The 13,632-nt window shown below is 44.1% G+C and carries 7 protein-coding genes; 6 read left to right on the forward strand and 1 reads right to left on the reverse strand.

Translation table 11 applies throughout. The annotated features are described in order from the left end of the window. Positions 1–250, reverse strand: a 250-nt coding sequence (locus F9K33_00005; protein KAB2881474.1) for a carboxypeptidase-like regulatory domain-containing protein, incomplete at its 3' end; no start/stop codon positions are given. Positions 251–904: 654 nt separating this feature from the next. Here F9K33_00005 and smc point away from each other — a divergent pair. From smc to F9K33_00035, 6 genes are all read left to right on the forward strand, one after another. Then, entirely contained in the window at positions 905–4,699 is a 3,795-nt protein-coding gene (gene smc / locus F9K33_00010; protein KAB2881475.1) for a chromosome segregation protein SMC, read from the forward strand. Positions 4,700–4,803: 104 nt separating this feature from the next. Continuing rightward, on the forward strand, positions 4,804–5,454 hold the full coding sequence (gene nth / locus F9K33_00015) for an endonuclease III (protein KAB2881476.1): 651 nt from the start codon (positions 4,804–4,806) through the stop codon (positions 5,452–5,454). Next, positions 5,363–8,950 (forward strand): hypothetical protein, encoded by a 3,588-nt coding sequence (locus tag F9K33_00020; GenBank protein ID KAB2881477.1) that lies wholly within the window; start codon positions 5,363–5,365, stop codon positions 8,948–8,950. Before nth ends, F9K33_00020 begins: the two co-directional genes overlap by 92 nt. A 146-nt stretch (positions 8,951–9,096) precedes the next feature. Next, positions 9,097–10,386, forward strand: a complete 1,290-nt coding sequence (locus tag F9K33_00025; GenBank protein KAB2881478.1) for a citrate synthase — start codon at positions 9,097–9,099, stop codon at positions 10,384–10,386. A gap of 148 nt (positions 10,387–10,534) precedes the next feature. Further along, positions 10,535–10,978 (forward strand): D-tyrosyl-tRNA(Tyr) deacylase, encoded by a 444-nt coding sequence (locus F9K33_00030; protein KAB2881479.1) that lies wholly within the window; start codon positions 10,535–10,537, stop codon positions 10,976–10,978. 30 nt (positions 10,979–11,008) lie between these two features. Continuing rightward, the gene (locus tag F9K33_00035; GenBank protein KAB2881480.1) at positions 11,009–13,624 is read left to right on the forward strand and encodes an LPS-assembly protein LptD; all 2,616 of its coding nucleotides are present in this window, start codon (positions 11,009–11,011) and stop codon (positions 13,622–13,624) included. Positions 13,625–13,632: the final 8 nt, after the last annotated feature.

Consider the following 13,632-nt stretch of genomic DNA (forward strand, 5'->3'; position numbering starts at 1 on the left):
TCATACTGGTCGTTACTGTATAAACACCCGCCGGAACGTTCAAAATGGTGTATTCGCCTTTGGCGTTCGTTGCGGCTCCCATCGTGGTTCCTTCCAGAATCACATTCACGCCGGGAAGTGCGTCGCCCGTCTCCTTGTCTTTGACCACACCGGTTACTTTACCTGTGTTGCCTGCAAACAAGTAGAGAGGCAGTAGGAAAACCGCTACTGCACCAAGCAATAACCGTTTTACGATTGTACTACGAGACATAAGAGTCCTCCTTCTGTTTATTAGGATAAGATAATAGAGATTAGGAAATACAAGAAAGAATTAAAGACATGAATACTAAGGCATCGTAACCAATTATGTCGATTTTACCTCCTTACTGACTAATCGTGTTAATAAAGTGTTAATTAAGCAAAAGAAATGGCTAAAAATTTTAATCATCCTTTCGTTTTGTTAAATGATTGAAAAAAATGTATGGTTACCATTTCTTTCTGAAAATCAAAAACTTGTGATGATCTCTTTAGAATTGCCTTATTAAAATTTTGATAACGACTTACCTGACAAGCCTATTAAAAAAAGTTAGATGTGAAACTACCTGTAATATATAGTGCCTCAATTGGATATGATTTGGGGACACTACATTACCTGTTTATGGCATTATGATTATGAATATATAACCCATTAAAATGAATGTCAAGTTTTTTTTTTGTATGCAAATAACGTGTAAACAAAAGATTACAAAAAAAGACTTGTGCCCAAAACACAATATTTTGTGATTTAGGTCACAAAAAGCAAAGGAAACATGAAATAAAAACTTCTGAACTTAATTATTGAAATGCGGATTTTTTATCTATATATTAGCCCCGCCTTGGAAATTTCTATTCCAATCAAACTGATTTATCATAAGGGTATCGTTCCATGTATCTGTCCAGACTGGAGATTTTTGGGTTTAAGACATTTGCCCAAAAGGTAGATCTGCATTTTGACGACGGCATTACCAATATTGTAGGGCCTAACGGTTGTGGCAAGTCCAACATCGTGGATGCCCTGCGCTGGTCGCTGGGGGAACAGAAATCCAGTGTCCTTCGCAGCGAAAAGATGGAGAATGTGATTTTTAACGGCACGAAGGGGCGTAAACCTCTCAATCTCGCCGAAGTGAGCCTGACAATCCAAAACACAAAAAACATCTTGCCGACGGAATATACCGAAGTAACCCTTACACGCCGTATTTACCGTTCCGGCGAAAGCGAGTATTTCCTAAATCGTCTGCCCTGCCGTCTTAAAGACATTAACGATCTCTTCATGGATACCGGCATGGGCGCCGACGCGTATTCGGTCATTGAGCTTAAGATGGTCGAACAGATTCTTTCCGATAATACGGAAGACCGTCGGAAACTTTTTGAGGAGGCGGCGGGGATAACTAAATATAAAATCCGGCGCAGGCAAACCTTCCGCAAATTAGACGCAACGAAGGCCGATCTAATGCGCGCTAATGATATTATCGCTGAAATCGAAAAAAAGGTCAATTCGCTCAGGCGCCAAACTCAGAAAGCTAACCGTTATAATAAACTAATGTCCCGTCTCAAAATAGAGGACGTCCGGATGGGACATCACGAATTTATGCGCCTTTCGAATCTGATAACACCGCTGGAAAGCAAATTGGCCGGACTTGAAAGTTCTGCCGAACAGATTTTAGGCGAGGTCAGCAAAAAAGAATCTGAAGTCGAGGCTCTCAACGCAGTTCTCATCAGGAAAGAGCAGAAATTACGTGAGACGCAAATCGAACTTGAAAATCAGGATAAACAGATCAAAACGATCGAAGAACAAATTCTAATCTCACGGGAACGTAAGAGCAGTTTGCTCGATTTGATACGCCGTTATTCTGAAGAAAAGACGGCTTCGCTCGAAAAGAAAGAAATTCTAAATAGGCGTATCGATGAACTCAGCGTGGCAATCGAAAACCTGGAGAGCCGCTATGCTGAGTCTAAAGAAAATCTATCTTCAAAAAAGGCCGACTTCGAAGGGTTTGATGGGTCGATCACGAACAAAAAGAATGAACTAGAACAAAATCGAAAAGAATTAGTCCAACTGATAGACGAAGTAGCAAAAAAACGCAGCGCTTATCAACTGACCAAAAACAATATTCAGAATCTTGAACGGAAAATTGACGACCTCAAAAAAGACAATGCGGTCTATTCGTCTACTTCGGATGATGCGCTGAGCGTTTTGGACGATACTCAATATGAAAAGCAAAAACTGGCCGATACAATCGACTCGCTCAAAAAGGATATCATTCAGGACCAACATCATGTCGATTCGCTTCGTGTTTCAATTGACGAATCTCGATCTCTTAAACTACACGCAGAAGCCGATGTTCGATCGATCCATTCGCGTATCGCAATTATCCAAAAAGCGATCGAATCCCATGAAGGGTTTCCTGAAGGCGTTCAATACCTGTTACAGGAAAAATTTGCCGGTATTGATACCACCATTGCGGATATCATCTCCGTCGATGAGGTATACAAAAGGGCTACCGAGGCCGCGTTGGGAGACAGTTTTTCTTTTCTGGTTTCCGGCAAGATCGACTCGATCCGAAACGCATTATCCAAACTGACGGAATCACGAAAAGGGGTTGCGACTTTTCTTAATCGGGAAAAATTATCGCAATTTCGATCCTCCGTCGATCTCAACGAACTCAACGGGATCAAGAACGAAATTATCGGATTTGCCACAGAATTAGTTAAGAGCGACGATCCGCGATTAATGCAGCTACTTTTAGGCGACGTGGTATTTGTTGATCAATTTGAAAACGCTCTAACCTTTGCCGACCGTTTTCCCCAATTCCGTTTTGTTACGCTCGCGGGCGAAATCGTCAAAGGCAACTATCTGATCAAAGGAGGCAGTCAGGCTCAAACCAACGATACGATGATCGGCCAGCGTGAAGCCCTGCGCCGCTTGCAGGATCAGGTTATCCAGTTGGAAAAACAAGTTGTAGATCTGCAAACAAAGATCACTGACCTTGAGGGACAACTTCGGGAAACAACGGCAAAACTGGCCGCCGATCAGGAAAAACAGAAATCGTCGGAACAACAGTTACTGTCCCTCGACAAAGAAATTTCCCAGTCGGAGTACGAACAAAAACGTTCCAAGGAAACCCTGGTAAAGAACCAGGATATCATTGACCAAACAACCCGCGAATTGCTGGTATTCCAAGCCCATTTGGAAGAAATGGAACCCCGCATGGATGAATTAGAGTCACGGCGGGGCGAGCTGGAATTACAGACTCGTAAACTGGAATTACAACTCAATGATCTAGAAAAAGAACGCAAGGACCGATCTGAATCGGTTAACGAAGTATTCTCTTCTTTTGTACGGCTTGAAAGCGAAATTAAAACTCACCAGACCAACGTAGAAAATAGCCGGCAGCAAATTCAAGATATGGACACGACGATAGCCAAACACGAGTCTGAAACCGTTGCTGCACAGCAGGAGATTGAGAAGCTTGGGGAATCGGCCGTTGTTCGTGAATCTGAACTGATTGCCATTTCCAAAAAACGCGACGCTATCGAAAAAGATCGCGACATGGGGGGAAGCGAAGTATCCAACCTTCGTGAATCCGCCGGAAAGATTGAAGCGGAATTGAAGAAGATCCGGCGCCAGCGCGAAGAGCTTCTGAATTCCCGCCACACCATGGAACAGGAGCATAACGATCTGCGTTTTGAGATGCGCAGCCTTACCGAACGGATACAGCGCGATTACGATTTTGACCTTTCCAAAGACTCCGTTGAAACCTTGTTGGCATCGGTTACTCCCGAATCCAAAGAGGAGGCCGAGTATTCTGAAATTGAAGAGGTTTCCCCAGGTACGCCGTTGCCGGAAAACGAACAATCCGAAAAAAATCTTGATGAGGTTTTGGATAGCGACCTTCCGCAAGAAACGCCGGCCTCTTCCGGGTTTGATTCCGTCGCTGTAAAGAGTATGATCGATGAATTGCGCCGCAAAATCAAACAACTCGGGCCTGTAAATATGGAAGCCTTCGCCGAATATAACGTAGAAAAAGAACGGTTAGACACGCTCACTCAGCAACGTCAAGACCTCTTGGAAGCTGAAAGCCAATTGATGCAGACAATAGAAACGATCAATACAACGGCCCAAAAACAGTTCATGGAAGTATTCGACCGTATCAAAGAAAATTTCATAAATATTTTTACATCGCTGTTTGAAAGCAGCGAAGCCAATTTGGAATTGGCCAAGGACGAAGACCCGCTGGAAGCTAATATTGAAATTCTTGCCCGACCCACAGGCAAGAAAATTCAACATATCGCATTGCTTTCGGGAGGAGAAAAAACACTTACGGCTATCGCTCTGCTTTTTGCGATTTATCTCGTAAAACCCAGCCCTTTTTGTATTCTGGACGAAGTAGATGCTCCGCTTGATGATACCAATATTGACAAATTCACCAAGATCCTGCGCGATTTTTCAAAAGACACACAATTTATCGTTGTCACCCACAACAAACGAACCATGGAAGCTGCACAAAATATTTTCGGTATCACCATGCAGGAGGCCGGCGTTTCAAAAGTGGTTTCGGTAAAATTCAATGATCGCGACATCCAGTCGGACGATATCGAAGAAATCATCCGCCAAAATCAGGTCGAAGAACTGACGCACGAAGTCAAAGAGCCTCCACCGGGAACGCCTCCCGAAAATTAGAGCCCCCGTCCATTTAATTATCCCTTTCAGATCGCTTGCAAGATTTATGTGGACACTCACCTCTTATTTATTTATTTTTATTAGTTCCCATCGGCCAGGATAAAATGGAATCTTTAGATGATAGAAGAAAACGCGCAAGGCGAATCACAAGAACCCTGAGGAATATTTTTCCAGATGCACAATGTAAATTAACCTTTCAGACGCCGTTTGAACTACTCGTAAAGACCATCTTATCGGCGCAATGCACCGACGAACGCGTCAACCGGGTCGCCGTGGATTTATTTAATAAATATCCGGGCCCGGAAGATTTTGCAAAAGCTTCTCAAGGCGATTTGGAGAAAGATATCCAATCCACAGGTTTGTTCAGAAACAAAGCGCGTCATATTCGGGCGAGCGCTTCGTTTCTGATCGAGCAATTCGGAGGGGTCGTTCCACCGTCAATGGATGAACTGATTCGGTTTCCCGGCGTTGGCCGTAAGACCGCGAACGTGATATTGGGTAATGTATTCGGTATTCCGGCATTAGTCGTCGATACGCACGTTATTCGTTTGTCAAAATTACTTGGTTTGACACTTCAAAATAATCCGGAAAAAATTGAATACGATCTGATGAAAATACTTCCGAAAAAAGAATGGGTATCTTTTTCCCATCTGTTATCTGACCATGGACGCCAAACGTGTATTGCACGGCGTCCTCAATGCGGACGGTGCTGCGTGGAAAAAGATTGTCCATCATCCTTGGTACCCCAAATTTAGTAACACAGGTGATTTTGTGAATTTGTTTTATCGTATCTGTTTCATTATTTTGATAAGCCTCTTGTGCCCCGCTTTCCTATCCTCTCAAAAGCTCTTTATAAAAAATTATACATCCGCCGAAGGTCTCGCGCAAAATCAGGTGTTTAGCGTTGAACAGGATCACCTTGGATTCATGTGGTTTGGAACCGGTGGAGGATTAAGCAGGTATGACGGCCGTACTTTCAGAAACTACACCAAAGAAAACGGGTTAGCCAGCAATGTCATCCGCGTGATCTTCGAATCCTCAGACCACCGCCTCTGGCTTGGAACCGACGAAGGCCTCAGCAGGTATGTTATTAAATCCGATTCTTTTGTCAATTATAATTCTTCAGATGAATTATACACGGGCGTTCTCGGTAAAGGCACCGTACGAAGCATTCTTGAAGATTCAAGCGGAAATGTATGGTTCGCCACGGCAGAGGGCCTCAGCGTTCTCGATAAAAAAACAGGAACGTTCTACAATTTTACGGTTGCCGACGGCCTGCCCTCCAATGTGATATTATGCTTAACCAAAAATCCGGAAAACACTATTTACGCCGGCACTCCCGAAGGCATCGGCGTTGTGCGTTTGAAAAACGATTTTACGATTGACGTGAATAGCATATCTGCCCGCGACGGACTAATCAATAACCGCATAGAAGCTATTTTCTACGATACATTTAATCGTCTGTGGATCGGCACACCGGTCGGCGTAACTAAGATAGAGGACCATATGTTCAGGAATCTCACCTCTTCCTCAGGCCTTGCGCATAATTCGGTTCGCGGCATCACTCAAAGTAAAAGAGGTTATGTATGGATTACAACTGAGGGCGGTATTAGTTTTACGGATTCTCGGTCCGATCCCATTACTTTCAAAAATTACAACACAAGGAACGGGTTTGCAGGAAATTTTTTTTATACCATGCTGGAGGATCGCGAAAACAATCTCTGGTTCGGTACATTCGGCAAAGGCGTCAGCAAACTAATTTCGGAAGAGTTGGTTTCATATTTGGAAGCTGACGGGCTGATCAATGATGCAATTCTTTCCGCCGCACACGATGTCAGCGGACGACTGTATATCGGCACTACGATCGGCCTATCTATATTTTATCAGAATAAGTTCCAGTCGTACTCGCAAGCCGAAGGACTTAATGCTACCGAGATTTGGAATGTAACGATCGATCCGCAGGGATTTATTTGGCTTGGCACATATAACGGATTAAAGCTGCTGATCCCTGACAACTATTTTTCTCTTTACCCCAATATTTCTGCGGCGGAATCTGAAAAGGCGCGGATTCTGATCAGCCAATCCCAAAAAATCAAAGATTTCTATTCGGTCAATTTATCAATGTTTCCTGAATTAAACGGACGCCGGGTTGTTGATATTGTCGTGGACAGCCGGGAAAGGATCTGGTTCGCCTCCACCGACCAAGGCATCGGCTATATTACGATCAACAATCAGGGAACACTTTCCGTAAAGTTATTCACAACCCACCACGGATTATTCAATAACAATCCTTGGTGTTTGTATGAAGATTCACAGCGTCGTATGTGGGCCGGAATGATCGGCGGCGGGCTGGCGTTATTTGATGAAACAAATGAATCGTTTTATAAGTTCACTCAAAAAGACGGGCTGGCCGACGACGTGGCGTTGGCGCTGTGCGAAGATGGTTTTGGCAACCTGTGGATCGGCAGTGAACGGGGTATTACCCGGCTTGATATTCAGAAATTACCCGCGCCTTCCGCCGAAAATACCGACATTCATTCTATTGTCAAACATTTCTCAACCAAAGACGGCCTGACGGATAATTGCGTTAACGCAATAACCCGCGACCTGAATGGTATGTTGTGGGTTGGAACTAACAACGGCTTGAATTTCATCAATCCTTCGACAGAGCGCATCGTTAAAACATATACAAAAAGGCAGGGACTAATTGATCACGAAGTAAGCACGAACAATTCTCTGATAACCGACAACAACTTTGTCTGGATCGGCACCGCCGGCGGCCTGACACGTATTCCTGTCATTCCTTCGGTAACTATGACCATACCTGCTCCGGTGGTCTATTTAACTGATTTTATCGTAGAGGATAAAACACAAAAACAAACGCGCCGGCTTAATCTAAATTATCGTCAGTCGGAAGACACGGCTCCGGAAGACACTTCCTTTTTCGAGCGCCTTTTTCACACAAGCGATCAAACCGTTTTGTATGAAGAAAATAATATCACGATCGACTTTGTATCCCCGTCCTTTAAGGATGAAAACGACGTACGATACCGTTACCGCCTGATCGGATTCGAAAAAGAATGGTCCGAACCTACGCTCGACAACCGGGTGAGGTATACCAACCTCAATGAAGGCAATTACCGGTTCGAAGTCATGGCCGGCAACGGGCTTGGGATGTGGAGCGACAAACCTATATCTGTTCACTTCAAAATTCTGACGCCGTTTTGGAAAAGCTGGTGGTTTATCTTATTCGTTACGTCTTTTATATCTCTTGGCGTATATACGTTATATCAATTCCGTATCACCCTTGTCCGGCAACGCACGGCGGAGCTTGAGGCGAAGGTTACGAAACGTACGCGGGAGCTTATGGTGCAGAAAGAAACCGTTGAGCGCATATTAAATGAACTTCGTGAAACTCAGATGCATCTGGTTCACTCCGAAAAAATGGCCTCCTTAGGACAGATGGTTGCAGGCATTGCGCATGAGATCAATAACCCGATCACGTATGTAAAAGCAAATATTTCCCTATTGGAAAAGAAACAACATCAGGTTCAGGCGATGTTTTACTCGTTTTCCGACTTATTCGATTTCTTTGACACATTTAAAAACATCCATGATGAGCCGCATGCCGCCTTTGCAGCCAAAATGACGGAAATTGATAAGCTTATTGAATCCTCCAAATTTGAAAAGTTTCTTTCCGATTTTCCGAAGATTATTCACGAAATGCGGGATGGAGTCGAACGAACGCAGAAGATCGTCGAGGACCTCCGCAATTTTTCCCGGCTCGACGAATCGCATTTTAAAGAAATTTCCCTTATCGATTCCATTGAGAGCACTTTAAATATTCTTAAAAATGAATACAAAAACCGGATCACCATTCACCGAAACTTTACTGAATTACCGCTGATCTACTGCAATCCGGGCCATATTAATCAAGTTTTAATGAACCTGCTCGTGAATGCATTTCAATCTATCGAAGGAGAAGGCGACGTTTGGATTCGCACCAATGCAGGACAGAATAACATTCTAATTACGATCAAAGATAACGGCAAAGGTATACCGTACGACATTCAGCACAAAGTATACGACCCTTTTTTCACCACCAAACCGGTCGGCAAAGGAACCGGCCTTGGATTGGCCATTTCATACAAAATCCTCGAAGCGCACAAAGGTACTATATTTTTTGAAAGCGCTCCCGGGGTCGGCACTGAGTTTAAGATTACGCTGCCCATCCGTAAATATTCGGCGTGATGTAAAAAAACCTTTACGCCAATCACTAATAATCTTGCCTATCCTTTTTTCTTTTATTATCTTGACCCCACCTATTCAGAATTCGTCGTCTTAACACGAATTTTATGAACCTCACTATTTAACCTCTTTCCTCTAAAGGAGTCGCTATGGTCAAGAAAGCACAACTCATCTACGACGACAAGTCAATGGACTTTCCTCTCATTAACGGTACCGAAAATGAGCAGGCCGTTGACATTGCTAAATTACGCGCGCAATCCGGCCTTGTCACCATGGATCACGGATATGCCAATACGGGCGCTTGTACCAGCGCCATTACATTTTTGGATGGTGAACAGGGTATTTTACGTTATCGCGGATACAATATTCAGGACTTGTGTGAAAACTCGAATTTTATGGAAGTCAGTTATCTGCTGATATACGGTGAACTTCCGTCGCCTTCTCAGGTGGAAGAATTCCGAAACAATATCACGCGCCATACTATGCTGCATGAATCCCTGCGCAGCCTGTATGACGCGTATCCTCGTGATGCGCATCCGATGGCGCTGTTGTCTTCCGTTGTCTGTTCGTTGTCAACGTTTTATCAGGATGCGATCGATCCCCTCAATCCGGAACACGTAAAAATTTCCATATTCCGCCTGCTCGCTAAAATTCCGACCATCGCAGCTTACTCTTATAAAAAATCGATAGGACAGCCTTTTATCTATCCGATCAATGCGTTGAGCTATTGCGCCAATTTTCTGAATATGATGTTCTCCGTACCGGCAGAACATTATGAGGTTGATCCGGATATTGAAAAGGCATTGGACCTGTTATTTATCCTTCATGCCGATCACGAACAAAATTGCTCTACGTCGACGGTCCGAATGGTTGGCAGCAGCCATGCAAATATGTTTGCCGCCATCTCAGCCGGAATTTGCGCGCTGTGGGGCCCGCTGCACGGCGGCGCCAACCAGGAAGTTTTGGAAATGCTCCAATTGATATACGATGACGGTAACAATGTCAAGAAATACGTCGAGAAAGCCAAGGATAAGAATTCCAACTTCCGACTGATGGGATTTGGCCATCGGGTATACAAGAACTTTGATCCTCGCGCACAGATCATCAAAAAAACCTGTGATAAAGTTCTGTCGAAAATGGGTATCAACGATCCCCTTCTCGATATTGCGCATCAACTGGAAGAAGTTGCTTTGAAGGATCCGTATTTTATCGAAAAGAAACTATATCCGAATGTCGATTTTTACAGCGGTATTATTTATAAAGCCATGGGATTCCCTGTAGAAATGTTTACGGTATTATTTGCCATTGGCCGTATGCCGGGCTGGATCGCACAGTGGAAAGAAATGATGGAGTCCAAAGACACGCGTATCGGCCGCCCCCGTCAGATCTATACCGGGCAAAATCAACGCAAATATGTACCGATTCACAAAAGAAGTTGATAATCCTTTTTTCAAATGTATTTGAATAAATAATCCAATGTTTTCGGTTACCGGGCTATTGCGGCTGTTCACCAAGGCAATAGCCCTTTTTTATTTTGCAATTTATATCGAATTAAATATTCCTTACCATGATGAAGGTTATTAAAAATTGAGAATTGTCGTACAGCGCGTAAGCCGCGCAAGCGTCACGGTTGAACGAAAAATAATTTCCAGGATCGGAAAAGGCCTGGTATTATTGATCGGATTCAAAGAGGGTGACACAAATGACGATCTTTCATTTTGGGCAGAGAAATGCGTCAATCTCAGAATTTTTGAAGACAACGGCGGAAAGATGAACGTGTCGCTCCTGGAATCTGGAGGCGAGATTCTCGCTGTGTCACAATTCACACTTTACGGCGACGTCCGTAAAGGCCGAAGGCCCAGTTTTATTGAGGCGGCGCGGCCTGAAGCAGCGGAACCGCTGTATAACGCTTTTGTTGAATTACTTCGCGCAAAAGGCGTCAAAGTTAGTACCGGCATATTTGGCGCGATGATGGACGTAGAGCTTATCAACGCAGGACCCGTAACGATTCTGCTGGATAATGCGCCGTAGTTTACATTACACGAACCACAATTGTATTCTATGACCCTGAAACCGCGATTAGTATTTTATTGTCTGGCCGTCCTTCTCGTTTCACCGCTTTTTCTTTGCGCGCAAGAAGCGGCGGTTGATTCCATATTTTCCATCGATTCAGTCATTACGGCCAAAGTTATGAAAAAGAACTTGAGGCTTGACTCATTGCGCAAAGCTGCTGCCGATACTGTCAAAACGGACGAGGGACTGGATACATTAATTTTTTATGGGGCAGACACAACCGAAGGCACGTTGGATCAGTCGACCATAATCCTCAAAAGTAACGCGTGGGTAAAATACCGTGGGATGGAGATCAAGGCGGCCAAGATCATTATCAATCAACCGCTAAAACTCATGACCGCGGAGGCCATACCCGATTCATTGGATTCTTTAGGACAAGTCGTGCGTTACAAAGGCATACCGGAATTCAGCGAAGGAGGAGAATCTTTCACGGGAAATAAAATGGAATATAATTTAGAAACTCGGCGTGGCCGCGTCGTCATGGGAGAAACAAAAATGCAGGACGGCATATATTATGGCGAAAATATCCGGAAGATCGGCGAGAACACCCTTTACATACGGCAGGGGCGATTCACCACCTGTGAAGAAAAAGACCCTCATTTTTTCTTTCAGTCCAAAGAGATGAAATTGATCGTCAAGGATAAGGTGGTCGCCAAGCCTGTGATATTATACATTCACGAAGTACCTATATTTGCCATACCTTTTGGCGTCTTCCCCAACCGAAGCGGACGCGCTTCCGGCATCACACCGCCTGCTTACAGCGAAACGCCAAGAGAAGGGAGGCAGATAAGAAATTTCGGATATTTCTGGGCGCCCAATGATTATTTTGACGCGCTCGGTCAGGTGGATTTTCTCGATAAAGCCGGATTCTTACTTCATGGCGGAACGCGCTACGCGAAAAGGTACAGTTACACCGGTAATTTTCAATTTTCTTATTCCTCGCTCAGTTATATTACGGGTCAAAAAAGCCGGTTATGGAATATCGACGCGTCGCACAGCCAAACTATCACCGACAAACAGAACCTTAATGCCGATATACATTACGTGAGCAGCAAGAATTTTTATCAGAACACGAGCGTGAATCAGCAGCAAATTCTAAATCGCCAGATCCGAACGAATATAAGTTACAATAACACTCAGGACTGGGGCAGTTTTTCAGCCAATTTATCGCAATCAGAAAATCTGGATAACGGGCAAAAAGATTTCACATTTCCGAACGTAACGATCAATAAATCCAACTCTGCTTTTTTCCCAAAGCCGGAAAAAGACAAAAATAAACCGGACACCTGGTATCAATCTATTCGTTATGGCTATTCATCTAATTTACTCGGGCGGCAATCCCAGGCAAGCAGAACGGCCGATCCCGCAAGCGCGCTGGGCATGAATCACAACGTCGGAATAAGCGCGCCGTTTAAGATCTTAAAATATTTTAACGTGAATCCCAGCGTAAATCTTCAGGAAACGTGGTTTGACAGGCGCAGTGAAAACTTTTATTTTGATTCACTCAATCATCCCGTGAACGACACGGTTCGTTCTTTTTTTGCAAGGCACACTTTTTCTTCGAGCGTCGGGTTATCAACAAAAATTTACGGAACGGCAAATCCAAGATTATTCGGTCTGGAAACATTTCGCCATGTGATGTCTCCCGGCGTCAGTCTTTCCTATCAGCCGGATTTTTCGACCAGCCCGTGGGGTTATTATGAAACAGCAGTCGATACGGCAGGACGAAAAACAAAGTTTGACCGTTACGGAGGAAATATTCTATTCGGCGGGACGCCGCAAGGAAAACAACTCTCTATGGGTTTTAATTTGGGCCACACGCTTCAGGCTAAAATAAAAAACACAGAAAAAGACACCGCACTTTCTAAATCGGATAAGGAACCGGAATTAAAAAAACTGGATCTCCTGAATTTCAATAATTCGATCAGTTACAATTTTACGGCAAAGGAATTCAAGTTATCGACGTTGACAACCTCAATTTCCGTGAGCAACGATCTTGCAAAAAACCTAAGTTTATCTATGTCAACAACGCACGATTTTTACCGCTACGACAGGAGTTTAAATCAGCGCGTCGATAGACTTAATAAAATACCACGCCTCATTTCCGCATCAATTACCTCCGGAATCTCATTCAGCGGCGGTGAAACTACGGCTGCCGCAGCTGCGCAAACACAAACTGCAACTGACCAAAATCAAAATTATTCCACACAACCTTTCCAACAAGATTACAATCAGCGTTTTCTTCCGCAAAATAACACGTTAGCGGAAGGCGTTCCCTGGACGTTGCGACTTGATTTTAATTATGATATCAACAAATCCAACCCTGAGATCGTCACTAAGGCATTCGGCGTTAATGCAAGTTCCAGTTTCAAAATTACGTCTAACTGGCAATTAGGGTATAATGCGCGGTACGATATATTAAACAAGAACCTGGTGAGTCAGAGTTTAACTTTTGCGCGTGACCTTCATTGCTGGCAGATGCGTTTCGATTGGACGCCAACAGGGCCTGCGGCAGGGTATTTCTTTGTTATTCAGGTCAAGTCTGCAACTTTGCAGGATGTGAAACTTCAACGAACGGATTACGGAAGCAGGATTTTCCAGTAGGCGGGGCA

This window comes from bacterium (genome assembly GCA_008933615.1).
Classification (GTDB): Bacteria; CLD3; CLD3; order SB21; family SB21; genus SB21.